This window comes from Microlunatus ginsengisoli, from assembly GCF_039537205.1.
In the GTDB taxonomy this organism is placed as follows: domain Bacteria; phylum Actinomycetota; class Actinomycetes; order Propionibacteriales; family Propionibacteriaceae; genus Microlunatus; species Microlunatus ginsengisoli.
In genome coordinates, this window is record NZ_BAABAB010000017.1 from 56,764 (window position 1) to 81,979 (window position 25,216).

A 25,216-nucleotide genomic window follows, 5' to 3' on the forward strand; every position below is an offset into this window, starting at 1 on the left:
GACGGGCACGAGGAGCAAGGCTAGCCCATCGACCCGGCGGCCTCAACTCGGAACCAGATGCGTCGCCACCGCGCGGTCCTTCACGTGCTTCACACCGTCTCCTGCTGCTTCGCACCCGCTGCACGGAGTGTGCGGCGACAGTGAGGGGTGTGAAGCGTAGGGGATGGTCCGGGCCACTGGTCGATTCGATTCGACTACCCGCACGAATCGACCAGTGGAGGGAGGCTCAGTCCTCGGCGAGGGTGATCTCCAGGCCGCCGAGCATGGTGGCGGCGAGGTTGTACAGGAACGACCCGAGGGTGGCCAGCGCGGTGAAGATGATGACGTCCACGCAGGCCAGCAGGGCGGCGACGCCGAGCACCTTCTGGGTGTTGATGTATTCCTCGACCCGGAACGGGGTGGTGTCGTTCGGCGTGGAGATGACGCTCTTCACGATGTCGTTGACCGAGTCGAACAGGCCGGAGGAGCCGATCACGGTCCAGACGACGTACACCGCGACCACCAGCATGATGCCGGCCGCGATGGAGAACAGGAAGGACGTCTTCATCACCGACCACGGGTCCAGCCGGGACAGTCGCAGTCTGGCCTTGCGCGTCCGCCGCGGGACCCCGGGCTTGTGCTTCGGGCCATCGACCGGGGGTGTCGCGTACGCCTGCGGGAAGTCGGGAGCAGCCTGTCCCTCGACCACCGGGATGACGGCCGTCTGCGGGCCGGTCGGCGGACCCTCGGGCGCGGTCGGCGCCCACGGGCTGGACTCGGGCATCGGCGAGGCCGGGGAGTACTGACGAGCGATCTGCTGCTCGTCGACGACCTGCTCGGCCTCCTCCGCCGGTGCCGAGCTCGGCATCGGCGGGACGAAGGCGACGGCAGTCTGATCGGGCTCGGCCGATCGCGTCTCGGCCTCGGCGGTCTCGGCGGTCGCCGCGCCCTGCGGGCCTCCCTCGACGGTCGGCTGGTCGGCCGGCAGCGTGCCGGCGGCAGCCGCGGACGACGCCCAGACCCGCTCGGCGGCCTCGCGGTCGCCCAGCTCGCCCGGAGCGTCGTTCTTGCCGGTCAGCTTCGCGGTGAGGTCGCTCCAGCGCTGCTTCAGCGGCTTCTTCGAGCGCGATGCGACGGGCTCCCAGCTCGCCACCACGGCCGGCGTGGGCTGGGCACCGTCCGGCAGACCGTCGCCGGGCGCGTCGGCGGCAGTGGTCGGGGCCTCGGGGGCCGGGGTGTAGTAGCCGCTGCCGTTGCTCGGCGATCCCGGCGAGTATGTCGGCTGCCGGGTCGAGCCGCCGTACGGCCCCCATGGCGAGGAGTATCCGTTGGACCCGGCAGACCCGTTCGGCGATCCCGGACCGGCGGGCGAGTCCGCGGCGCCGTTGGTCGGAGCGGGCGACCCGGGAGAGACCGCGCGCATCACCTGGGTCGTGGTGCCGTACTCTTCTCGATCGTTGGTGTCGGCGTCGGGACCGGTGGGCGCGGCAGAACCCCGCGCGTCGTCCGCGCGGTCGGTGCTGCGCTGGTCAGCCTGGGGGGAGCCGGCGTAGCCGGAACCCCGGTTGGCGTCACTCACTGTTCGTCCTCCTCGACCCCAGGCACGTCCGGCTCGGAATCTGCCGACGCCTGGTCCTCAGGTGCCGGTTCGCTGACTGCGGCCTCACCCTCGGGCAGATCGCCCTCGGACCCTGGCTCCGCGTCAGCCTCGTCTGCAGTTATCTCCGGATTCAGCGCGATCGCCACGACCGCGTCGCTGTCCCGCACCCCGACGAACTTCACTCCCATGGTGTCACGACCCTTGACCGGAACCTCGTTGACAGCGCTGCGGGTGATCTGTCCACTTGCCTTGATGGCGATGACCTCGTCATTCTCCGACACAACCAGCCCTCCGACCAAAGAGCCGCGGGCGTCGTTCAGCTTCATCGCCTTGATCCCGAGCCCGCCACGGCCCTGTTCGCGGTATTCCGACACGGCCGTACGCTTGGCGAAGCCGCCGTCTGTGACGGTGAACACATACAGATCGTCCTCACCTGCGCCCGCCCGGATGATGGACATCGAGAGCAGCTCGTCGCCGTCGCGGAACTTCATTCCGGTCACCCCGGAGGTGGCCCGACCCATCGGCCGCAGCTGGGAATCGTCGGCACTGAACCGGATCGCCTGCCCCTTGGTCGAGATCAGCAGCACGTCGTCGGCGGCCGAGCACAGCTCGGCCCCGATCAGCTCGTCGTCGTCTTCGCGGAAGTGGACGGCGATGATGCCGGCCTGGCGGGGCGAGTCGTACAGGCCAAGCGCGGTCTTCTTGACCAGGCCGTGCCGGGTCGCCAACAGCAGGTAGGGCTCCACGTCGTAGTCCCGGATCGCCCGGACCTGGGCGATCTCCTCCCCCGGGAGGAAGGACAACAGCCCGGCGACGTGCCCGCCGCGGGCGTCGCGGGAGGCCTCCGGCAGCTGCCACACCTTCGCCCGATAGACCCGGCCCTGGTTGGTGAAGAACAAGATCCAGTGGTGGTTGGTGGTGGTGAACAGGTGGTCCACCTCGTCGTCGGCGCGCAACGCCGCGCCCCGGACACCGGTGCCGCCGCGCTTCTGCACCCGGTACTCGTCGGTGTTGGTCCGCTTGGCGTAGCCGCCCCGGGTGATGGTGACGACCACCTCGCGGTCGGGAATGAAGTCCTCGTCGGACAGGTCGCCGTCGGCGGCGATGATCTGGGTCCGCCGCTCGTCGCCGTACTTCGCCACGATCTCGCCGAGCTCGTCGCTGACGATCTGGCGCTGCCGCTCCGGCTTGGCCAGGATGTCGATCAGGTCGGCGATGACCAGCTCGATCGCCGCCAACCGGTCGATGATCCGCTGCCGCTCGAGGGCGGCCAGCCGGCGCAGCTGCATGTCCAGGATCGCGTTGGCCTGGATCTCGTCGATGTCCAGCAGCCGGATCAGGCCGTCGCGGGCCTCGTCGGTGTTCGGCGAGCGCCGGATCAGGGCGATCACCTCGTCCAGCGCGTCGAGCGCCTTGACCAGGCCCCGATAGATGTGAGCGTCCTTCTCGGCCTGGTCCAGCCGGTACTGCGTCCGGCGCTGGATGACCTCGATCTGGTGCGCGACCCAGTAGGAAATGAACTGGTCCAGCCGGAGCGTCCGCGGGACGTCGTCGACCAGGGCCAGCATGTTGCAGCCGAACGTGTCCTGCAGCTGGGTGTGCTTGTAGAGGTTGTTCAGCACGACCTTCGGCTGGGCATCCCGCTTCAGCACGATGACCAGCCGCTGGCCGGTTCGGGCCGACGTGTCGTCGCGGATGTCGGCGATCCCGGAGACCTTGCCGGAGTTCACCAGCTGGGCGATCTTCTCGGCGAGGTTGTCCGGGTTGACCATGTGTGGCAGTTCGGAGACGACCAGCATCGCCCGGCCCGAGCGGTCCTCCTCGATATCGACCACGGCCCGCATGGTGACCGAGCCGCGTCCGGTCCGGTACGCGTCCTCGATCCCCCGCCGGCCGACGATCAGCGCGCCGTTCGGGAAGTCCGGCCCGAGCACCCGCTCCATCGCCGCCTCGAGCAATTCCTCGGCGGGGGCATCCGGGTGCTCCAGCGCCCACTGGACGGCCGCCGAGACCTCGCGCAGATTGTGCGTCGGGATGTTGGTCGCCATCCCGACGGCGATACCGGTCGAGCCGTTCACCAACAGGTTGGGGAAGCGGCTGGGGAGAACGACGGGCTCTTGCTCCTTGCCGTCGTAGTTCGGCTTGAAGTCGACGGTGTTCTCGGTGATGTCGCGGACCATCTCCATGGCCAGCGGCGCCATCCGGCACTCGGTGTAGCGCATCGCCGCGGCCGGGTCGTTGCCCGGCGAGCCGAAGTTGCCCTGCCCCGCGACCAGCGGATAGCGCATCACCCACGGCTGCGCCAGGCGTACGAGGGTGTCGTAGATCGCGCTGTCGCCGTGCGGGTGGTACTGCCCCATGACCTCGCCGACGACCCGGGCGCACTTGTTCCAGCCCCGGTCCGGCCGATAGCCGCCGTCGTACATCGCGTACAGGATCCGCCGGTGCACCGGCTTCAGCCCGTCCCGGACGTCGGGCAGCGCCCGCCCGACGATGACGCTCATCGCATAGTCGAGGTAGCTCTTCTGGATCTCGTCCTGCAGATCCACCGGCAGCCTGCGGTCCGCCGGACCCTCGGTCGGCGTCTCACTCATGCGTCAGCTCCTGAGTCATCGTCGTCTTCGTCTTCTTCGTCGTCTGGTGATCGCCCTTCGACAAGCTCAGGGCGCGTAGGGCGGCACCCCTCGCGGCGCAGTTTCTCGGGGTACGGCGTGCGTCCGGGTGTGGCGGGCGTTCCGAGCGCAGTGGAGCGCTAGCGGAACGCAGCGAGGTGGGCGGGACGTACGCCGTACCCCGAGAGCCGGAGCAACAGTCATCAGATATCAAGGAAGCGGACGTCCTTCGCGTTGCGCTGGATGAAGTTCCGGCGCTGCTCCACGTCCTCGCCCATCAGGATCGAGAACATCTCGTCGGCCCGGGCGGCGTCGTCCAGCGTCACCTGCAGCAGGATCCGGTTGTCCGGGTCCATCGTGGTCTCCCACAGCTGGTCGGGGTTCATCTCACCCAGACCCTTGTAGCGCTGGATGGCGTTCTCCTTGGGCAGCCGCTTGCCCGACTCCTGGCCGGCCCTCAGCAGCGCGTCCCGCTCGGCGTCGGTGTAGGCCAGCTCTGCGGCGCCACCAGTCCAGTTGATCTTGAACAGCGGCGGCTGCGCGAGATAGACGTGGCCGGCCTCGATCAGCGGCTTCATGAAGCGGAACATCAAAGTCAGCAGCAGCGTCCGGATGTGGGCGCCGTCGACGTCGGCGTCGGCCATCATCACGATCTTGTGATAGCGCAGCTTGTCGATGTCGAAGTCCTCGTGCACCCCGGTGCCGAGCGCGGAGATGATCGCCTGGACCTCGTTGTTCTGCAGGATCTTGTCGATCCGGGCCTTCTCGACGTTCAGGATCTTGCCGCGGATCGGCAGGATCGCCTGGATCCGTGGATCGCGGCCGCCCTTGGCCGAGCCACCCGCCGAGTCACCCTCGACGATAAAGACCTCGCACTCCTCCGGGTTGGTCGACTGGCAGTCCGACAGCTTGCCGGGCAGGCCCCCACCGCCGAGCAGGCCCTTCCGGTTCCGGGCGGCCTCGCGCGCCTTGCGGGCCGCCAGCCGGGCGATCGCCGCGGCCTGGCCCTTGCGGATGACGAGCTTGCCCTCACTCGGGTTCTGCTCGAACCAGTCCCCCAGCTTGTCGTTGGTGGCTTGCAGCACGAACGAACGGGCCTCGGTGTTGCCGAGCTTGGTCTTGGTCTGGCCCTCGAACTGCGGCTCGGAGAGCTTGATCGAGATGATCGCGGTCAGCCCCTCCCGGATGTCGTCGCCGGAGAGCCGGTCCTCCTTCTTCTTGATCAGCCCCCAGGTCTCGCCCCACTTGTTGGCGGTGTTGGTCAGCGCCGCCCGGAATCCCTCCTCGTGGGTGCCACCCTCGTGCGTGTTGATCGCGTTGGCGAAGGTGTGCACCGACTCGGTATAGGAGGTGTTCCACTGCATCGCCAGCTCGAGGCTCATCCCCGACTCGGCCCGCTCCGCCTCCAGCGCGATCACCGTCGGGTTGATGATCTCCTTGCTGCCGGTCAGGTACTTGACGTAGTCGATCAGCCCGTCGTCGTAGCTGAACGTGTCGGTCAGCGGCTTGCCGTCCTCCCCGACCCGGTCCGGCCGCTCGTCGACGATGGTGATGGTCAGGCCCTTGTTCAGGAAGGCGTACTCCCGGAACCGGGTGGACAGCGTCTCGTAGGAGTACGCCGTGGTCTCGAAGATCTCCGGGCTGGCGAAGAACGTCACCCGGGTGCCCGTCTCGGTCGACTCCTCGTGCCGCGCCAGCGGAGCCTCCGGGTCGCCCAGCTGGAAGGACTGGGTCCAGCGGTAGCCGTCCCGCTTCACCTCGACCGTCAGCCGGGAGGAGAGCGCATTCACCACGGACACGCCGACGCCGTGCAGGCCGCCGGACACCTTGTACCCGCCGGTGCCGAACTTGCCGCCCGCGTGCAGCACCGTCAGGGCGAGGGTCACCGCCGGAATCTTCTCGGTCGGATGGTCCTTGACCGGAATGCCGCGGCCGTTGTCGGTGACCGATACCCCGCCGTCGGGCAGCAGTTGCACCAGGATCGTGTCGCAGAAGCCGGCCAGGGCCTCGTCCACGGCGTTGTCCACGACCTCGTAGACCAGGTGATGCAGGCCGCGCTCGCCGGTGGAGCCGATGTACATGCCCGGACGCTTGCGGACGGCTTCCAGGCCCTCCAGCACCGTGATCGACTCCGAGTCGTACGTCGCCGGCCGGTTGTCGACCGGCTGTGCCGGCTCTGCCGATTGCGCCGGTGCGGCGGGCTGCACCGGTTCGAGGGCGTCGCCGTCGACGGATTCGGGCATATCGGGCACGGGCGCAGGGCTCCTGTCACACATGAGCCGCCCTGGCCCGACCGCGGCGCGGTCAGTGGGCGGCACAGATCAACTGGTCGGAATCGGCGGTATCGAATCGGGTATCGGGGGGGGCGGGCAGTACCCCCTTAGTCTAGCTCCCCTTTCGTCCAGATCCTGTCTCGGACCGGGGTCGGCGGGCCGAAAGATGCCCTCAGCAGCGCTCAGAAGCCAGATCTGCGGCTCGAACAGGGTGTTCCGAGTGTTCCCATACGCGCCCGGGGGCCTCCAGGCCCAGGAGAGCCGCCCGGGCGATGCTCCCACGTGTCGACGCCGAGCCGGGCGCCTTCGACGGTTCGGACGGCGTCGGCGGACCTTCCTAGACTGACCCGGTGAACGAGCGGCAGGTCGCGCAGCCGGTTGCGCCGGAGCGTCGTCGCCGGCTGATCGGCCTCGTCGTGACGGTGCTGATCGCGGCGCTGCTGGCCACTGTCTGGCGGCTGGGTGGCTTCCGCGAGCAGCAGCGCGCGTTCGCCCAGGTCCCGCCGGGCACGCCGATCGCCGCCGGACCGTTCGTGCTGGTCTTCACCGAGGCGACCGCTCAGCATCTGCTGCCGACCGACTACCGCAAGGGGTCCTGGGAGGTGACGGTGATCGGCACCGGTCGCACCACCGGCGACGACACGATCAGCCCGCAGGACAGCGGGAGCAGCAGCATGCTGGTCGCCCGCGCCGGAGCCGACCAGGTCGCCTATCCCGACGACCAGAAGTTCGGTGCCGGACGCGGCGGCTTCACCCCCGGCCTGCCGATGGTGCGTTATACGGCGACGTTCCAGTTCGCCGACGGATTCCGTCCGGGAGACACGCTGCGCCTCGCGGTGATCGACCAGGTCTTCAGCAACCGTGCCCTGATCAAGACCGAGGACAGCACCGACGAGGAGTGGCACAACGGCCGCGACGGCTGGCGGCTGGATCTGCCGCTGCGTGAGCTGGCCCCGAAGACGGACTGAGCCCGACCCCAGGACCGGACCGGCCCGCGGCGCTCAGGCCCGCAGCACCTCGATCCGGTGCCAGGAGTCGCCCCCGGAGACCGCCACGCCGATCAGCCCATCGGCGTCGACCTCGGGGACCTGGAAGACGACCTCGATCCGGGTCGGTCGGCCGCGAGGGACCTCGTCGTCGGAGCAGCTGCCGGGGAGCTTCCGGCCGGTCACTCCGAAGGACGGCTCCCACACCCTCCGGTCCGGACCGACCAGCTCGAAGACGCACAACGGGTCGTCCCTGCCCGGGTCGAGGGTGACCTCGACCGCCGCTACCGCCCACAGGGCGCCCGGATCGGGCCAAGACGGGCCGAGGCTTTCGTACGTCGAGCTGAGTGTGCGGGCCAGGCTCAGGTCGATCAGCCGGACCGTGCCGGACGCGATCGTCGCCGGCTGGCCGGGGCCGAGCACTCGGTAGCGCACCGAGCTGCTCATGTGGACGTACGCATACGTGCCCCAGACCACGACGTACGTCGCCGCGAGCGCCAGCACGACGAGTGCGACCAGCCAGGCCCGAGCCCGCTCGGACAGACCGCGCTCGCGGCCCGGCAGCGGACCCGGCGACGCCGCGGCGCTCGACCCGATCACGGCAGCGCCCAGCGGGAGTTCGTGCCGTCGGCCAACACCTGACCGACCGCCGCCCGGCGCCACTGCTCGGCATTCTCGGCGGTGATGCCGAGGAACACCCGCAGCCGCTGGTGGTAGCCGGAGACCACCTCGCCACGACCGGTCTGCAAAATCAGGCCGTCGATGCCGTTCGGGTCGACCTCGAACGCGACCGTGGTCCGCTCGGCGAAGCCGGGATCGGCGCCGAGCCCGGCGATCGAGAAGGGTGCGTACGTCCGGTCGCCGCTGAGCAGGTCGAAGTCACCGAGACTGAGCTTGCGGCTACCGCTCGCACTGAGCGTCACGTCCACCGTGACGAACATCCCGACCGTCCGCGACACACCGCCGAAGTCGTCGAGGCCCTGCCCGACGCGCACCGCGCCGACGGTGACCGAACCGTCGCCGTAGGGCACCGGCCGGTCGCGGACCCCATCGACGTACTGCACCCTGCCGGGGGGCGGCTCGCTGACCTGGAGTCCGACCGCGGCGATGACGATGCAGCTGAGCGCGACCAACCAGCCCACCAGTGCCGAACGCCGCACGCCCTCCGGGCGCCCCCTCATCGACCGGCCCCCGCGGGCGTTAGTGGTCCCGGCGCCGGCCGCTCGGCGTCGGCGGCTTCGCCGGGCAGCGTCTCGGCGGCGACGGCCCGCTGGTCGAACAGCTCGAGGCAGCGGCGGAAGGCCACCGCCAACAGGCAGAGCCGGAGCAGCTCGACCGGCAGCGTACGGATCAGGTCCAGCAGCGGGTCGTAGACCAGCCAGAAGTCCAGGTCCCGGCCCCCCGTGACCAGCCGGACCAGCCGCTGCAGGTAGTTGCCGAGGATCGCCACCGCGGCGTACACGAGCACGAACGAGCGGATGAAGGTCGGGCCGGACCGCACCACCAGCCGCAGCGCGTGGAACGTCGGCAGGTACTTGTCGTCGACGTCACCGAGGAAGGCCTCCTTCGCCTCGGTGCCGACCCGGCGCAGACCCTGCCGCGGCGGACGGGCCTGATGTGCCGTCCGCCGCTCGGCCCGGCGAGCCGCCCGCCGGGCTGTGCGCCCGGAGTAACGGCCCGGCAGCTGGTCGCGCACGGTCCGGTTCAGCTCGGCCAGCGACATCACGTTCGAGCCGTAGATGATCGCCGCCACGGCCAGCCAGACCAGTGGCTGGACCAGGGTGTCGGCGAGCACCGGCCAGACCTGGCCGAAGACGAAGTCCCAGACCCGCACCACCAGCTCCGGCAGGTTGATCCGGATCAGCGCGAACAGCTGCTCCAGCGGTTCCAGCGCGGTCTCGATCCAGCGCATGAAGGCCCGATCGCGGAGCCAGATCTTGGCCAGCTGCCAGATCCGGATCCCGCCCATCACCAGCAGCAGCACGAAGAACGCCTCCAGCACCGCGACCAGCAGCCCGAGCGGCCGCCAGCCGGTCTGCTCGTGAGCCAGGTCGACGAGCCGGCGGGCGACGTAGAGCGTGATCACGATCATCACCAGCCGCCAGGTGTGTTGGGTGGCCAGATCGTTCAGCAGGCCGAGCACGGTCGGGGTGTCGGAGAGCAGCCCGTAGCGGGCCATCTGCTGGACGTACAGCGCGTACGCGGCGTCGTTGATGTAGCCGAAGGCCGCGTAGATGCCGATGAACGGCAGCAGCGTGATCGCGAGCAACCGGGTGACACCGGCGTCGCGGTCGTCGTCGACGAGCTCGCCGGACGGGATCAGCGCCCGAATACCCAGCTCGCGTCCGCAGGCCTGCAGGATCAGCACGATGGCGATCAGTTCGGCCACGATGCCGAGGGGGAAGATCGCCAAGGTGAGCCAGGGCGAGACGTCGCCGTCGATCACTGCGACGGCGCTGAACACCCGCCGGGCGAGCCAGCCGAGCAGCCAGATCGTCAGGAGCCTGGGCAGCAACCGCCAGCACAGGCGACCGGTGTCGGTCACCAGGATGCGCAGGTCCGTCCACAGCACCCGAGGCATCCTAAGCGCGGACCGGCTCGCTCGTTCGGGGGCGGGCTCGTGGTGCGGCGTACCGCCGGCGGGTCGTCGGGCGGCGAAACCCGAGCGCGAGATGTGAAAGCCAGCCACGGCCGGAAAATCGCACCAGCAACGCGTGACCCAGGCCCCAAAACCCAGCCGCGGCCGGAAAATCGCACCAGCAACGCGCGACCCAGGCCCCAAAAGCCCAGCCACGGCCGGAAGTTCGCACCGTAAGCCCGATCCGGGCCCCTAAAATCCAGCCGCGGCCGGAAAAGCCGCAACGGCCAGACTGCGGACAACAGGGCCGGAATCCCTCGACCCGAGCCCCCAAAACCCAGCCATGGCCGGAAGCTCGTGCCGAAACCCCGATCCGCGCCCCCAAAGACCCAGCCACGGCCGGAAATTCGTGCCGGAAAGCGTGGGCCCGGACCCGAAAATCCAGCCATGGCCGGAGAATCGCAGCTCGGCCGCGCGACGACCGGGCCTCGCGGCGAGCGGGGTCCAGGGAGCTGGTCGGCGAGGCGGAGGGCAGCGGAGGAAGGCGCGCGCAGCCCTGATCCGGGACCGTCGGTCAGTGGCTCTTCGCGTGGCGCTTCTTGTGTTTCTTGTGCTTCTTCTTCCGCGCGGTCCGCAGCTGGTCGACGGTGAGGATCTCGTCGATCCGATCCGGGTCGGGCTCCGCGTCCAGCGACCGGCTGAGTACGACCTCGGCCGCGTCGTCGTCCTCGTCCAGGATCAGCTCGTCTACGACCACATCGTCGGTGACCTTCGGCGCGGGCAGAAGATCCGGCGCGGCGAGCACGTCCGGCGCGGCGAGCACGTCCGGCGCGGCGAGCACGTCCGGCGCGGCGAGCACGTCCGGCTCGACGGGCACGTCGGGCGCGTCCGACTCGACGGCCGGGGTGGGCACGCCAGGCGCGGCCGACACGCCGGGCATCGCCGCGAGCCCCGTCGGCGACGCGGCCGTCGGCTCCGGCGGCGCGGCCAGGGCCGGCGCGGGTTTCGGCGGCTTCAGGCCGTGGTCGCGGCGGGCCGCGCGGACACCCTGGGAGATGCTGTGCCACAGGTGGTCGTCGCCGACCTGGTCGCGGACGCCGGTGTTGCGGAGCACGATCCGAACCCGGAACCGAACCCGGACGATATAGAGGTCGACGCCGCGGCTCCGCAGCCGGTCGATCAGCATGGCGAGCATGTCGGCGCTGGTGATCTCCAGCTGGTCGGTGCTCTCCAGATCCAGCACCAGCGCGCAGGTGTCCGGATGGTCGTCGACCAGCTCGAGCACCCGTTCCTTCACCCGGGCGGCGTTGACCCAGAACAGCGACTCGTTCAGCCGCAGCACCAGCACGCCGGGGATGGTGACCCGCTCGGGATGGTTCTCCAGCGCGCCCCAGGCGGCCTTCTCCCCCGGTACCTTGCCCATCACGTCGATGGTCACCCGGCTGGACCGATAAACCAGCCCGAGGATCGCCCAGCCGATCGCGATCAGCAGCCCGAGTAGGGGACCGGCCGCGAGCACGCCGACGACGGCGACGCAGGCGGACAGGAAGTCGACCCGGCGCGAGTGCCGGTAACGCCGCATCGCCGGGATGTCGATCAGGCTCCAGACCGCGTGCACGACGATCGCACTGAGGACGGCCTTGGGCAGGCCCTGCAGCAGCGGCGCAAGGAAGAGGATCGCCAGCACCGACAGCGCGGCCGCGCCCAGGCCGGCGATCTGGGTCCTCCCGCCGGCCCGGTCCACCGCGGCGGTCTTGGACAGGCTGCCAGCCACCGAGAGCCCGCCGAGCAGGCCGGTGGCGATGTTGGCCGCGCCCGCCGCGAGCAGTTCCTGGTCGGTTCGGATCCGGTAGTCGCGCTTGACCGCGAACAGCCGCGCTGCGCTCAGCCCCTCGGCCAGCCCGACGAACGCCAGCGCCGCGGCGGCCAGCAGGATGTCGGTCAGCCGGTCCAGCGGGACCAGCGGAACGCGCGGTGTCGGCAGCCCGGACGGGACGTGCCCGACCACGGCGACCCCCTTGGCGGGCAGGTCGAAGACCGCGGAGGCGAGCAGCCCGCCGATCAGCACCGCCAGCGACCACGGCACCTTCGGCAGCAGACGCGAGCCGACGAACAACACCACCAGCGCCACCGCCGACAGGGTGACGGTGATCCAGTCGACCTGGCCGAGACCGCTGACCAGACCCGTGATCCGGCCGACCACGTCACGGGCCGGCACCTGGATCCCGAGCAGAGCCGGCAGCTCGCCGAGGATCACCAGCAGGGTGAGGCCGAGCACGAACCCGGTGACGATCGGCTTGGACAAGAACTCCGCGACCCAGCCGATCCGTAGGAACGAGGCGACGACCAGGATCACTCCCACCCACATCGCCGCCGCGGTGGTGAACAGGATCGCCTGCCCCAGCCCGACCGGGTGCAGCGCCGCGACCAACGACCCGGACAGCACCGACACCGTCGAGACCGGCCCGACCACCAGCTGGCGGGAGGTGCCAAAGATGGCGTACGCGATCAGGGCGACGGGGACGGCATAGAGCCCGATCTCGACCGGCACCCCGGCGATGGCGGCGTAGCCGAGGGCCTGCGGCACGGCCAGCGCCGCGACCACACACCCGGCCAACAGGTCCGGCCGGAGCCGGTGCCGGTCGTAGCCGCGGGCCCAGTCCAGGATCGGGACGTACGTCCGCAGCCGGGCCGGCACCCGCGACCGGCCCGCCGCCCGGGCGCCGTCCCCGCCGGGGGCACGTCCTGAATCGTCCAGGCCCGAGTCGTCCCGACCCGAGCCGTCCCGATCCAAGTCTTGTCGACCCGAGACGTTTCCACCTGAGCTTCCCGGACCCGAGCGGTGCGGCCCGGACACGTCGGTCCCCGCCGGCCCGGGAGGGGTCGTCCCGGCAGCGGGCGCCGAGCTCACTCCACCGATCCGTGACCCTCGATGTGCGGAACGGCCGAAACCGGCTCACGCAGCTCCGCCACGGACGGGATCTCGGCCGCGACGTCGTCGGCCCGCAGCGCCTTCGACATGGCCCACGCGATCCAGCCGAACAGCACGAACAGGGCCGCACCGACCGCGATGAAGGAGGCGGCGCCGGGCAGCCGGGTGAGCTCCAGCATCAGCCAGCCGATCACCACGGTGGATGGGATCGTCACGATCCAGGCCAGCACCATCTCACCGACCACGCGGATGTTGATGCCCTGGCCCGAGGCAACCCCGGACCCGCTGACCGAGGAGGCGGCGGCGTGGGTGGTGGAGATCGGGATGCCCATCCCGGTCGCTCCGAAGATCGCGGTCACCGCGCCGATGTTCGCGGCGAGCCCGGAACTGGCGCGGAGCGAGGTGATCCGCAGACCCATCGTCTCGATGATCTTCCAGCCGCCCCAGATGGTGCCGGCCGCGATCGCGGAGTAGGCCAGCAGCGGGATCCACCAGTCGATCTCCAGGTTGCCGTCGGCCTGCAGGCCGATGTAGCCGCCCGCGTAGAGCAGGGCGGCCATGATGCCCATCGTCTTCTGTGCGTCGTTGGCGCCGTGGCCGAACGAGACCGCGGCGGCGGACACCAGTTGCAGGCCCTTGAACGCCTTGGCGTCCTCGCGGATCCGCCAGCGGCGCTGGATGCGGGCGATCAGCAGCATGGCGAGGAACGCGACCGTGAAGGCGACCAGCGGCGAGGCGACGATCGCGATCAGCGCGGTCCGCACCACGCCCCAGTTGATGGCCTTCAACCCCCCGGCCGCGAGCCCGGCCCCGACCAGGCCGCCGATGATGGCGTGGCTGGATGAGGACGGCATCCCGACGTACCAGGTGATGTAGTTCCAGGTGATCGCCGCGATCAGCGCGGCGAAGACCACCGCGACTCCCTCGCTGTCGTGCTTGACCACCTTCGCCACGGTGTTGGCGACGGCCGTACCGACCACGAAGAAGGCGACGAAGTTGAAGAAGGCGGAGAACCACGGGGCCCAGCGGGCCGGCATGGCACGGGTGGCCACCACGGTCGCAACCGAGTTGGCGGCGTCGTGGAAGCCGTTGGTGAAGTCGAAGAGCAAAGCCAGAGCGATGACCGCGATGATGGCAACGAGAAGCCAGTCCATGGTGACCCTTTAGTCGGCGTTGACAGGGTCAATTGTGGTTTGCCAAGGCCGGCCTGACGAGGGCCATTGGTCGCTTGCTCGTCACCCGTTGAGGGTGATTTCGACACCTGACGGCCAGCCGTTGGTCCCGTGGATCGCGGGCTCAGCCGGCCGCCGGAGCTGCAGGGGCGGCCGGCGGGGTCAGGTCGCGCAGCCGCTTCTTCTCGTTCCGCCGCTCGACCAGTGAGTACAGCACCGGCACCAGCAGCAGGGTGAGGATCGTCGACGACACCAGACCGCCGATCACGACCACGGCCAGCGACTGGGAGATGAAGGCGCCGCCGCCGGTGAGCCCGAGGCCCATCGGGATCAGCGCGAAGATGGTCGCCGAGGCCGTCATGATGATCGGCCGCAGCCGCAGCCGGGCTCCGTCGGTGATCGCCGTGCGGAGGTCCTCGCCCTTGGTCCGGTACTGGTTGATCAGGTCGATCAGCACGATCGCGTTGGTGACCACGATGCCGATCAGCATCAGCAGACCCACCATCGCAGGGACCCCGAGCGGGGTGTCGGTGATCAGCAGCGCGGCGATGGCGCCGGTGGCCGCAAACGGGATCGAGACCATCAGGATCAGCGGCTGGACCAGGCTCCGGAACGTGCCGACCATGATCATGAACACCAGCGCGATGGCGACCAGCATGGCCAGGCCCAGCTGCTGGAAGGCCTGCTGCTGGTCGTTGGCCGCGCCACCGACCTCGGCCGAGACACCGGGCGGCAGGTTGTCGATACCGGCCAGGGTGGCGTTGATCTGAGTCGTCAGCGCGCCGAGGTCGGTGCCGGACGGGGTGCCGGTGATGGTCACCGACGGGTCGCCCTTGATCTGGGTGACGGTGCTCGGGGCCTGCACCTCCTTGACGGTCGCGACATCCTTCACCCGGATGGCGCCGGCGCGTACGTCGGTCAGGTTCTTCTGATCCTCCGCGAGCTTCTTCTGCTGGTCGGTCAGCTGCTGGGCCTTCTGCCGCTGGGTAGCGGACTCCGCGGCCTGGTCGTTGGCCGAGCTGATCTGCTCGTCCATCTGGTCGATGCTCTTGTCGAGCTGGTCGACGGCCGTCTCCAGCTGCTTGATCCCCGCCTGGATCTGAGTCACCCCGGCGCTCGCGCCGGCCACCTGCTGCGCCGCGGCGGCCACCGCCTGCTGCGCGGCGATGAAGTTGACCGACGCCGGCGGATTGGCCGGTGTGCCATCGGCAACCGGACTCACTGCCTGCAACTCCTTCTGCGCCTTCGCCAGGTTGGCGTTGGCCTTCGTCAGCTGGCTCTGTGCCGGCCCGAGCTTCTTCCGGGTGTCGTTGAGCTGCTTGCGGGTGTCGGAGCGCTGGTCGACCAGCTCGGCCCGCTGGTCGCGCAGCTTCTTCATCTGGTCGGCGGTCGCCTGGTCGGCCTTGGCCTGCTGGTCGTCCTGCATCGCCTGCTGCTTGTCCTGCAGGGCGTCGGATCGGTCGGACAGCTTGTCGGAGGCCTTCTTCTGGGCGTTGGTCTGCTGCAGCTGGCTGACCGGCAGCAGCAGGTTGCCGATGTCGGCCGGGGTCGGGTCGGTAGCGTCCTGGGTCCGGATCCAGACCTCGCGCTGCTCCCCGGACAGCGTCACGTCGCCGACCTTGGTGCCGGTGATCGCGCCGGCAACGGCTTGGCCGACCTCGGCCTGGGTGAATCCGTACGAGGCGGCCTTCTTCTGGTCGACCTGGACCTGGAGCAGCTTGCGCTGCTCGGCGAGGTTGCTGGTCAGGTCGGTCAGCCCGGGAATCGTCGCCAGGCTGGCCTGGACCGTCTCGGCGCCCTTGCGTACGTCGTCGATGTTGTCGCCCTTGACGGTCACCGTGACGTTGTTGTTGGTCGACCCGTTGGCCGCCTGGGTCACCGTGATCTTCCCCGCGTCGTCGCCGAGCTCGCCCAGCCGGTTGGTCAGATCCGGCCGCACGTCGTCGGCCTTCGCACCGTCGACCAGCTGGACGGTGAACTCCGCGGTGTTGGCGCCGGTGCCGACAGCCGCATAGATGCTGCCGCCGATCGTGGTCAGGTAGTGCTTCACCTGCGGGTCGTCGGCCAGCACCGTCTCGACCTTCTTCGCAGCCTCGCTCATCGTGTCCAGCTTGGTGCCGGCCGGTAGTTCCTGCTGCACCGTCAGGGTGGACTGATCGCTGACCGAGCCGAGGAAGTCGGTCTTCAGCAGAGTGGACGCGCCGAGGGTGCCGACGAAGACGACCAGGGCGATGGCAAGCGTGATCACCGGGTGCCGCAGCCCCCACCCCAGCACCGGCAGATAGCCCTTCTGCAGCCGGGTCACCTTGGTCTCGTCGGTGACGTGCTCGGACGGATGGTCGAAGTCGGGACGTTCGCTCGCCGCGACCGACACCGGCACCGCCGAAGCGGTCGGGGGTCCTGCCAGGCTGGCCGCAGCACCGGCACCCACCGCCGCGGCGGGCACCCCCGGTCCGGGGACCGCTGGCGGGGCGACCGGGGCCGGGGCGACCGTTGCAGGGGCGACCGCTGCCGCTCCCGCCGGTGCCTTCTGCCGGCGGCGCCGGCGCAGGAACCAGTACGCCAGCACCGGTACGACGCTCATCGAGACGACGAGCGAGGCGATCAGGGCCACCGCAACGGTGATCGCGAACGGTCTGAACAGCTCACCGGTCACCCCGGACACGATCGCCACCGGCAGGAACACCGCGATCGTGGTCGCGGTGGACGCCGTCACCGCGCCGGCCACCTCGCGAACCGACTCGACGATGTCGGCGGCGGTCAGGTCCGCGTGGCCGGTGTTGTGCCGTTTGATGTTCTCCAGGACGACGATCGAGTCGTCGACCACACGGCCGACCGCGACGGTGAGGGCGGCCAGGGTGAAGATGTTCAGGGAGTAGCTGCCCACGTACAGGCCGATCAGCGCGATCAGCAGCGACAACGGGATCGAGATGGCCGTGATCAGCGTGGACCGCACCGACCACAGGAACAGCAGGATCACCAGCACCGCGAAGACGAGTCCGAGCGCACCCTCGACCGCCAGGTCGTGAATGGACTGCTCGATCAGCGGGGCCTGGTCGAAGACGGTGTTGAACGTCGCGTTGTGCCCGATCGACTTCTCCAGGGCCGGCAGCTTGTCGGTGACCGCGTGCGAGATGGCGACCGAGTCGCCGTCGGACTCCTTCAGCACCGACACGCTCAGCGCAGGCCGGCCGTCGGAGCGGGCCACCGAGGTGGAGGACACGGACTCGACCTTCACGTCGGCGACGTCGGCCAGCTTGATCGGCCCGTCGGCGGTCGCGATGGCGAGGTTCTTCACCTTGTCCACCGAGTCCGGCGCGGTGCCCACCTGGACGGCGAGCTCGAGGGTCTTGTCGTAGGCGCTGCCGGCCGGGATGACCTGCAGCTGAGCCTGCACCGTCTGCTGCACGACCTGGGCGCTGATGTCGTGCTTGGTCAGGTCCTTCGGCCGGAGCGTGACGGTCAGCTGGGTGGTGTCCTCACCGGTCACGTTCACCTGGCGGACGCCGGAAATGGCGCTCAGCTCGGGCACCGCCACGTTCTGCACCAGACGGCTCGACTCGGTCAGCGGAAGATCGGTCGACGCCGCCAGCAGCAGCACCGGGATGTCGTCGGTGCTGCCGGTGATGACGTCGGTCTTCACCGTGTCCGGGATGGTCGGCGCGACCGAGTCGACCGCGTTGCGGATGTTGGCAACGACCTTGTCGTCGTCCAGGCCGTAGTCCCACTGGACGGTGATCGTGGCCATCCCGTTCGATGACGTCGAGCTGACGTCGGTCACCCCGGACACGCCGGAGACGGCCCGCTCGATCGGCGAGGAGACGTCGTCGGCCACGATCTGGGGGGTCGCGCCCGGGTAGCTGGCGGTGATGATGGCCGTCGGCACCGTGGTCGAGGGCAGCAGCTCCTGCTTGAGCGAGAACGTCGAGATCAGTCCGAACACGACGATGGCGATCGTGGCGAGGCCGACGATGAGACGGTTGGCCAGGCTCCACCTGGTCAGGTGCGTCATGAAGGCGGTGCTCTCTTTCTCGTTCAAGGCCACGCCGGTGACCGGTCGTCCGGTGTTCGGGACAATCCTTGTCCACCCGGCGCCCGTCGCAGCATGACGAACGTAACCGAATCCGACAAACCGTTCTCAGCCGATCCACAAGGGTCCGGGTAGCGCCCGGGAGGTCCCCGATCCCCCTCCCTCGTCGGCCCGGACACCGCCGACTGCCCCGAAACTGTGCGCCTCTTGCAGCGACACGCCGGTCAGGGGTGTCACAGCTGCACAGTTTCCGCCGGGGTGGCCGGGGGCGGGAATAGGGCCGGCGATTCGACGGTTGCACAGCATCGACTGGCGTGGAACGTGTCCCCGGGCCTCACCTATCGCCGCTGTCGGAATACCAGTTCGGCTGGAGCCGCCTTGCGCCACTCGCCGAGAGGCGACCGCCGCGCCGGTCACCGCGGTTCGCCCCGTCCGGTCTCGACCGGGCGGGGCGGATCCGTCTCCGGCGCCGCATCCTCAGCCGTACGTGTCCCGCGGGCCTCGTCCGTCGCGGACCGACAATCTCCCCTTCTTCCAGCTCGGTGCATCGGGCCCGAGCACGCTCACCCGGGTCACGGTGCCGTCGCCGAGTTGCCGGTTGAGCGTCGCGACCAGCTGCGGCGCCAGCAACCGCAGCTGGCTGGCCCAGGCGGTCGAGTCGGTCCGCACGGTCAGCACCGTGTCGGTATAGCGCTCCGGCCGGCTGTGCGCGGCCAACTCCGGACCGACCAGCGCCGGCCAGCGGCCGAGCAGCGCGTGCACGCTGACCTCGGTCGACCAACCCTTGCTCTCCACCAGCCGGTCCAGGGCCGAGCCCAACGTCTTGGGATCGCGGTCGTCCGGGTGTGCGCCCGAGGCCTGCGGTTCCGAGACCGGCGGCGGGCCGGTACGTCGGCGCCGGCGAGGGCGGCCGGTCGACTTCGCGATCGATCGGGCCAGGCCCAAACCGCCGGGGTCGTGGGGCGCATCGTCGGGGCCCGCCGGCCCGGTTCCGTCGGATCCGGCCCCGTCGGATCCGGCCCCGTCTCGCCCGATTCCGTCCGGGTTCACGGCACCGCGGTGACCTGACCGGCCGCGACCTCGTAGCGCCGTCCCTGCAGCAGATCCGGGACATCGGCGCCGACGGCGGCCGTCACCAGCACCTGCTCGGCGACACTTACCCCGGCGGCGAGCCGCTCCCGGCGGGTCGCGTCCAGCTCGGCGAAGACGTCGTCCAGCACCAGCACCGGCTCCAGCCCGTCCCCCCGGAGCAGCTGGAAGGCACCCAGCCGCAGCGCCAGGGCGTACGACCACGACTCGCCGTGGCTGGCGTACCCACGGACCGGCAGCGTGCCGAGCGACAGCGTGACGTCGTCGCGGTGCGGGCCGGCCAGGGTCAGCCCGCGCTGCAGCTCGTCCGGCCGCCGTTCGGCGAGCTTGGCCAGCAACAGGGCAGCCAGGTCGGCGCGGGAGGCACCCGCCGCCAGGTCGAGGGAAGCCTTGTAGTCGGCCAACGCCTCGTTGTTGGTCGGCGCGATGTCGGCGTACGCCTTGGCGACCTGCGGCATCAACGCCTCCAGCGTGCTCAGCCGTGCCTCCAGCAGCTCGGCCCCGGCCGCGGCCAGGTGGCTGTCCCACACGTCGAGGGTCGAGGCGGCGTCGGACCACGAGCGGGGGCGCCCGGCGAGCGACTTCAACAGCGTGTTGCGCTGCCGCAGCACCCGGTCGTAGTCGACCCGGACGCTGGCCATCCGGGGCCACCGGGCGGTGATCAGCTCGTCGAGGAACCGGCGCCGCTCGGCCGGGTCGCCCTTGACGATCGCCAGATCCTCCGGCGAGAAGACCACGGTCCGCAGCAACCCGAGGATCTCCCGGGTCCGGCGCACCGGCGACCGGTTCAGCTTCGCCCGGTTGGCCTTGCCCGGACTGATCTCCACCTCGAGCAGCAGCTGCCGGTCGTCGTCCAGACCCGCGCAGACCCGGACCCGGACGATCGCCCGCTCCGCGCCGGCACGGACCAGCGGCTGGTCGGCGGACACCCGGTGCGAGCCCAGCGTCGAGACGTATTCCACCGCCTCGACCAGGTTGGTCTTGCCTTGGCCGTTGGCCCCGACGAACGTGGTCACCCCTGGGCCGAGCGCCACGTCGACCGCCTCGTAGGACCGGAAATCGGCCAGCTGCAGGTGATCGACGTACACGAGGAGTCAGCCTAATCCGCCCGGGCCGTTCCGCCCTTCGACAGGCTCAGGGCGCATTGGCCGGGCTCAGGGCGCATTGGCCGCGCTCAGGGCGCGCCCGATCTCAGTCCGCCTTCGCGCCGCCGGCCTCGAGGGAGTCGCCCGCCGGCAGCTCCTGGTGGCCGCCGAACTGCTGCCGCATCGCCGACAGCACCTGGTTGGCGAAGTGGTCCTCGTCGCGGGAGGCGAACCGCTCGAACAGCGATGCAGCCAGTACCGGCACCGGCACGCCGATGTCGACGGCGGCCTTGACCGTCCAGCGACCCTCGCCGGAGTCCGACACCCGACCGGCCAGGCCGTCCAGGGTCGGGTTGGCCTGCAGCGCGGCCGCGGTCAGGTCGAGCAGCCAGGAGGAGATCACCGAGCCGCGGCGCCACAACTCGGCGACCTTCGCGGTGTCGATGTCGAACTGGTAGTACTCCGGCTCCTCCAGCGGCGCGACCTCGGCGGAGTGCTCGCCCTGGGTGATCCCGGCGTCGGCGTTGGCCAGGATGTTCAGACCCTCGGCGAAGGCGGCCATGATGCCGTACTCGATGCCGTTGTGGACCATCTTGACGAAGTGTCCGGACCCCGACGGTCCGCAGTGCAGATAGCCCTGCTCCTCCGCCGCCAGGTCTCCGGACCGGCCCGGGGTGCGCTCGATCTCGCCGACCCCCGGCGCGATGGTCTTCAACACCGGGTCGATGTGGCCGACCGCCTCGTCATCGCCGCCCACCATCAGGCAGTAGCCGCGCTCCAACCCGAACACGCCACCGCTGGTGCCGATGTCGACGTAGTGGATCCCCTGCTCGCGGAGCTTCTTCGCCCGCCGGACGTCGTCGCGGTAGTTGGAGTTGCCGCCGTCGATGATGATGTCGCCCTCGTCGAGCAGGGCGGCGAACTGGTCCACGATCGTGCCGGTCAGGCCGGCCGGGATCATCACCCAGACCGCCCGCGGCTGCTGCAGCTTCGCGACGAAGTCCTCGGGGCTCTCGGCGCCGACCGCGCCTTCGCCGGCGAGCTGGCGGACGGAGTCGGCGTTCACGTCATAGACGACGCACTCGTGTCCGCCGCGCATCAGCCGGCGCACGATGTTGGCACCCATCCGGCCCAGTCCGACCATTCCCAGCTGCATGATGTGCTCCCGGTATCGCCCGCTACGTCGGAGTCGTTTCTATCAGTGGCCGGCCGAACCTTCTCAGGCAGGCGCCGCGTTCCACGTGCAACTTCGGACGCGAACCCGGTGATCGGCGGTTCAGGCCGGCAGCCGCATCAGCATGATCACGTGCCGGTAGTCGGTCAGCGGCTCGCCGTCCGGTTCGGCCAGCCCGGTCAGCTGGCAGGGCTTGCTGGGGGCGGTGAAGCCGAAGTTGACGTACGGGGTGTCGAAGGCGCCCAGCGCGTCCAGCAGGTACGTCGGGTTGAAGCCGACCACGGACACCGCGGCGTCGCCGCCGCCGGGCTGGTCGATGCTCGCCTCCAGCGCCTCGGAGGCCTGGGCCTGGTCGCCGGTGGCCGCCTCCAGGGTGATCGAGCCGTCGCCGACCGCCATCCGCAGCGACGTGTTGCGTTCCGCGACGAGGGCCACCCGCCGGGTCGCGGCGACGAGCTCCGCGGTGTTGACCCGGACGTTCATCAGCGGCGGCGTCTCCATGATGTGCCGGACCTTCGGGAACTCCCCGTCCAGCAACCGGGTCGTGGTCTGCCGGTCGCCGCCCGCACCGTGGCCCTCGAAACCGATCAGTCCCTCCCCGCGCGACCCGCCGCCCGGGCCGGCGCTGAGGCTGAGCACGACCTCCTCCCCCGCCGTCATCGATCGGGCGGTGTCGGACAGCACCTTGGCCGGCACGAGCGCGACCGCCGACGCGTTGGTCGAACTCGGCCGCCAGGTCAGCTCCTTCAACGCCATCCGATAGCGGTCGGTGGCCAGCAGCGAGATGGTGTCGCCCTCGATCTCGACCCGGACGCCGGTGAACACCGGCAGCAGCTCGTCCCGCCCGGCCGCGACCACCACCTGACTGACGGCCTGCGCGAACTCAGCGCTGGTCACTGCGCCGGTCGCCTCCGGCAGCTCGGGCAGTGCCGGGTAGTCGGCCACCGGCAGCGTCTGCAGGGTGAACCGGGCGCTACCGCAGACCAGCTGCATCTTGGTGTCGTCGGAGGTGATGTCGACCGGCTTCGCCGGCAGGCTGCGGGAGATGTCGGCGAGCAGCCGGCCGGAGATGAGCGCCTCGCCCTCGTCGCTGACCTCGGCCTTGACCGAGATCCGGGCCGACGTCTCGTAGTCGAACCCGGAGAACATCACCCCGTCCGCGTCCGCCCGCACCAGCAGCCCGGCCAGGATCGGCACGCTCGGCCGCGTCGGCAGACTGCGTGCTGCCCACTGGACAGCCTCTGCCAAGACGTCGCGTTCGAGCCGGATCTTCACCGTGCCTCCTCCGCCTCAGGCCTGGTCACGGGCATCGTTCGCTGCCCTGGCCCCGGGCCAGAGCATCCTACCCATCGGCACCCGACGGCCGTCGAGACGGCGCCGCCCTCGCATCTTTCCCGACGGACCTGGTACCTCTGCCGGCGGGCCGAGCACAGGCGCTAGGCCCGAAGATCCTCGGCGGCCGCCATCATCTCCGCCTGCAGCGGGCCGAGACCTTCCAGTCCCTCGGGAATGGGACCGGAGAAGACCGGGCGGACCGCGAACACGATGTCGAGCACGGCCTCCCGGGTCACGGTGCTGCCGCGGCGCACCTGCATACAGTCCCCCGCGAGCTGGGAGTACTCGTTCACGCGGCCGCGCCAGCCCGGATTGTCCATCGACTGGTCGCTGCGCATCTCCGTGGCGACGGCGTCGAGCGCCTTCTCCAGCCGCAGCAGCCGCGGGGCGACGCTCTCCTTGTCGAGCACGATGGGGCTGTCGTCCTCCTCCTCGGCCGCGTCGCGCTTGAACAGCTTGCGCAGGAAGCTCACCGTCGGGCCTTCCTCTCACCGGTTCGGGTCGGAATCCACATCCATCGCCTCGAGCATGCTTTGACCCGTTGAGAGATATGTATCAATTGGTCGTCGTCGTAGGTTCTGTGGGCTCTGTGGACAACTCGGTGTCAGCACTGGCCGCGGCGGCACCGGCCGTGCGGACGCCGCTGTGGAGAACCCGGAATCACACGGGGAGTATTTGCGGAGGACGTACCCGGCTGGCGCCGGAGATCCACCCCGCGCACACAACGAGCCGGCGCCGACCGAAGGTTATCCACAGTGTTCTCCCCAGCTGTGCGGACTGCGTTACACCATCGTCACCTTGGCTGGCAAGGCAGCTCCGCGATCGGGACCGAAGTCGCAGGTCAGCGCGGCGATTCCGATCTCGACGTTCGGTCGGCCTCGATGGCGGCGGACGTTCGCCGCGGCGTTACCCTGACGTCATCTGCACCGGCGAGGCTGTGCTCGCCCGGCGCGGGACGGGCCATCGAGTTCAGGCGGGTGCAAATGAGCAGTGTGATCCGGGAGAACTTCCGGGAGTACCTCGATCAGCTGATCGGCAGTGGCTACACGGTCCGGCACGACGAGCACGGATCGGACCCGGACCTGATCGATCCGGGCGGCAGCGCGGTCGAGACGTGGCGGGAGGGCTACCCGTACGACGAGCGGATGGACCGCGACGACTACGAGGCCGAGAAGTACCAGCTGCAGATCGAGCTGCTGAAGTTCCAGTACTGGGCCCAAGACGTCGGCGGCCGCCATGTGATCTTGTTCGAGGGCCGGGACGCGGCCGGCAAGGGCGGCACGATCAAGCGGTTCATGGAGCACCTGAACCCGCGCGCCGCCCGGGTGGTGGCGCTGACCAAGCCGACCGAGACCGAGCGGGGCCAGTGGTACTTCCACCGCTACGTCACCCATCTGCCGACCGCGGGTGAGATCGTGCTGTTCGACCGCTCCTGGTACAACCGGGCCGGTGTCGAGCGGGTGATGGGCTTCTGCTCCGATGACGAGTACGAGCGCTTCCTCGACCACGCACCGCTGTTCGAGAAGATGCTGGTGGACAGCGGTTTCACGCTGACCAAGCTGTGGTTCTCGGTGACCCAGGCCGAGCAGCGAACCCGGTTCGCCATCCGCCAGATCGACCCGGTGCGGCGCTGGAAGCTGTCACCGATGGACATCGAGTCGCTGGACCGGTGGGACTCCTATACCGACGCCAAGGAGGCGATGTTCCTCCACACCGACACCGACCACGCGCCCTGGACGGCGATCAAGAGCAACGACAAGAAGCGGGCCCGGATCAACGCGATGCGGTTCTTCCTGAGCCAGTTCGAGTACGAGGGCAAGGACCCGGCGATCGTCTATCCGCCCGACCCATCCCTGGTCAAGCGCGCCCGCGACACCGTCGGCGACTGACGGCGCTCAAGACGTGCCCTGAACCTGTCGAAGGGCCTTCCGGCAGCCAACGTGCCCTGAGCCTGTCGAAGCGCCTTGGCCAACGTGCCCTGAGCCTGTCGAAGGGCATCAGGAACTGTCAGCGCGATGGAGCAGGATCCCGGCATGCCGTACACCTATCTTCTTCGCTGCGCCGACGATTCCTTGTACGTCGGCAGCACGCATGATCTGGCTCGGCGGGTCGACCAGCACAACGCCGGCCGGGTCGAGGGCCACACCGCATCGCGGCGACCCGTCGAATTGGTCTGGTTTCAGGAGTTCGACGACATCGGTGAGGCGTGGGCCATGGAGCAGAAGGTGAAGGGCTGGCGCCGGGCGAAGAAGCTCGCACTCGTCGCCGGGAGGTTTGCCGACCTGCCGGCGCTGTGCACCGCGGGTCCGCACGAATCGGTCCGGTGAGGTATTCGTCCTGGGGTGCCCTTCGACAGGCTCAGGGCACGTTC

17 protein-coding genes are annotated in these 25,216 nt (G+C 69.7%); 3 read left to right on the forward strand and 14 right to left on the reverse strand.

The window, feature by feature from the left end; all coding sequences use genetic code 11:
- Nucleotides 1–226: 226 nt before the first annotated feature.
- The 3 genes from ABD747_RS12805 to gyrB form a co-directional block, all read right to left on the reverse strand.
- Nucleotides 227–1,558 (reverse strand): DUF3566 domain-containing protein, encoded by a 1,332-nt coding sequence (locus ABD747_RS12805; RefSeq protein WP_344805064.1) that lies wholly within the window; start codon nucleotides 1,556–1,558, stop codon nucleotides 227–229.
- Nucleotides 1,555–4,173 (reverse strand): DNA gyrase subunit A, encoded by a 2,619-nt coding sequence (gene gyrA, locus ABD747_RS12810; RefSeq protein ID WP_344805066.1) that lies wholly within the window; start codon nucleotides 4,171–4,173, stop codon nucleotides 1,555–1,557. Before gyrA ends, ABD747_RS12805 begins: the two co-directional genes overlap by 4 nt.
- A 221-nt stretch (nucleotides 4,174–4,394) precedes the next feature.
- The gene (gene gyrB, locus ABD747_RS12815; protein WP_425562520.1) at nucleotides 4,395–6,434 is read right to left on the reverse strand and encodes a DNA topoisomerase (ATP-hydrolyzing) subunit B; all 2,040 of its coding nucleotides are present in this window, start codon (nucleotides 6,432–6,434) and stop codon (nucleotides 4,395–4,397) included.
- A gap of 380 nt (nucleotides 6,435–6,814) precedes the next feature.
- Between gyrB and ABD747_RS12820 the strand changes: the two genes are divergently transcribed.
- The gene (locus ABD747_RS12820; protein ID WP_344805068.1) at nucleotides 6,815–7,432 is read left to right on the forward strand and encodes a hypothetical protein; all 618 of its coding nucleotides are present in this window, start codon (nucleotides 6,815–6,817) and stop codon (nucleotides 7,430–7,432) included.
- Between the two features lie 33 nt (nucleotides 7,433–7,465).
- Here the strand turns inward: ABD747_RS12820 and ABD747_RS12825 are convergent, their stop codons facing one another.
- The 11 genes from ABD747_RS12825 to ABD747_RS12875 all read right to left on the reverse strand — a co-directional run bounded on the left by ABD747_RS12825 (nucleotide 7,466) and on the right by ABD747_RS12875 (nucleotide 23,318).
- On the reverse strand, nucleotides 7,466–8,050 hold the full coding sequence (locus tag ABD747_RS12825) for a hypothetical protein (protein ID WP_344805070.1): 585 nt from the start codon (nucleotides 8,048–8,050) through the stop codon (nucleotides 7,466–7,468).
- Nucleotides 8,047–8,631, reverse strand: coding sequence for a hypothetical protein (locus ABD747_RS12830; RefSeq protein ID WP_344805072.1), 585 nt, complete (start codon nucleotides 8,629–8,631; stop codon nucleotides 8,047–8,049). The genes ABD747_RS12825 and ABD747_RS12830 overlap by 4 nt, the downstream gene beginning before the upstream one ends.
- On the reverse strand, nucleotides 8,628–10,022 hold the full coding sequence (locus ABD747_RS12835) for a hypothetical protein (RefSeq protein WP_344805074.1): 1,395 nt from the start codon (nucleotides 10,020–10,022) through the stop codon (nucleotides 8,628–8,630). The genes ABD747_RS12830 and ABD747_RS12835 overlap by 4 nt, the downstream gene beginning before the upstream one ends.
- A 580-nt stretch (nucleotides 10,023–10,602) precedes the next feature.
- Nucleotides 10,603–12,822 (reverse strand): SulP family inorganic anion transporter, encoded by a 2,220-nt coding sequence (locus ABD747_RS12840; protein ID WP_344805076.1) that lies wholly within the window; start codon nucleotides 12,820–12,822, stop codon nucleotides 10,603–10,605.
- A 113-nt stretch (nucleotides 12,823–12,935) separates the two neighbouring features.
- The gene (locus tag ABD747_RS12845) at nucleotides 12,936–14,114 is read right to left on the reverse strand and encodes an inorganic phosphate transporter (protein WP_344805078.1); all 1,179 of its coding nucleotides are present in this window, start codon (nucleotides 14,112–14,114) and stop codon (nucleotides 12,936–12,938) included.
- 142 nt (nucleotides 14,115–14,256) lie between these two features.
- Nucleotides 14,257–18,171, reverse strand: a complete 3,915-nt coding sequence (locus ABD747_RS12850; RefSeq protein ID WP_344805080.1) for an efflux RND transporter permease subunit — start codon at nucleotides 18,169–18,171, stop codon at nucleotides 14,257–14,259.
- A 468-nt stretch (nucleotides 18,172–18,639) separates the two neighbouring features.
- Nucleotides 18,640–19,107 (reverse strand): DciA family protein, encoded by a 468-nt coding sequence (locus ABD747_RS12855; RefSeq protein ID WP_344805377.1) that lies wholly within the window; start codon nucleotides 19,105–19,107, stop codon nucleotides 18,640–18,642.
- Between the two features lie 101 nt (nucleotides 19,108–19,208).
- Nucleotides 19,209–20,339, reverse strand: a complete 1,131-nt coding sequence (gene recF, locus ABD747_RS12860; RefSeq protein ID WP_344805082.1) for a DNA replication/repair protein RecF — start codon at nucleotides 20,337–20,339, stop codon at nucleotides 19,209–19,211.
- Nucleotides 20,340–20,442: 103 nt separating this feature from the next.
- Nucleotides 20,443–21,492 (reverse strand): phosphogluconate dehydrogenase (NAD(+)-dependent, decarboxylating), encoded by a 1,050-nt coding sequence (gene gnd, locus ABD747_RS12865; RefSeq protein ID WP_344805084.1) that lies wholly within the window; start codon nucleotides 21,490–21,492, stop codon nucleotides 20,443–20,445.
- A gap of 120 nt (nucleotides 21,493–21,612) precedes the next feature.
- Complete coding sequence (dnaN, locus tag ABD747_RS12870; RefSeq protein ID WP_344805086.1) at nucleotides 21,613–22,785, reverse strand: DNA polymerase III subunit beta; 1,173 nt, start codon at nucleotides 22,783–22,785, stop codon at nucleotides 21,613–21,615.
- Nucleotides 22,786–22,946: 161 nt separating this feature from the next.
- Complete coding sequence (locus tag ABD747_RS12875; protein ID WP_344805088.1) at nucleotides 22,947–23,318, reverse strand: hypothetical protein; 372 nt, start codon at nucleotides 23,316–23,318, stop codon at nucleotides 22,947–22,949.
- Between the two features lie 510 nt (nucleotides 23,319–23,828).
- Between ABD747_RS12875 and ppk2 the strand changes: the two genes are divergently transcribed.
- Together ppk2 and ABD747_RS12885 are read left to right on the forward strand one after the other, a co-directional pair.
- Nucleotides 23,829–24,734: a polyphosphate kinase 2 gene (ppk2, locus tag ABD747_RS12880; RefSeq protein WP_344805090.1), complete on the forward strand. Its 906-nt coding sequence runs from the start codon at nucleotides 23,829–23,831 to the stop codon at nucleotides 24,732–24,734.
- A gap of 144 nt (nucleotides 24,735–24,878) precedes the next feature.
- A complete protein-coding gene (locus ABD747_RS12885; protein WP_344805092.1) occupies nucleotides 24,879–25,172 on the forward strand; it encodes a GIY-YIG nuclease family protein in 294 nt (97 codons plus the stop codon).
- The last annotated feature ends 44 nt before the right edge of the window (nucleotides 25,173–25,216 follow it).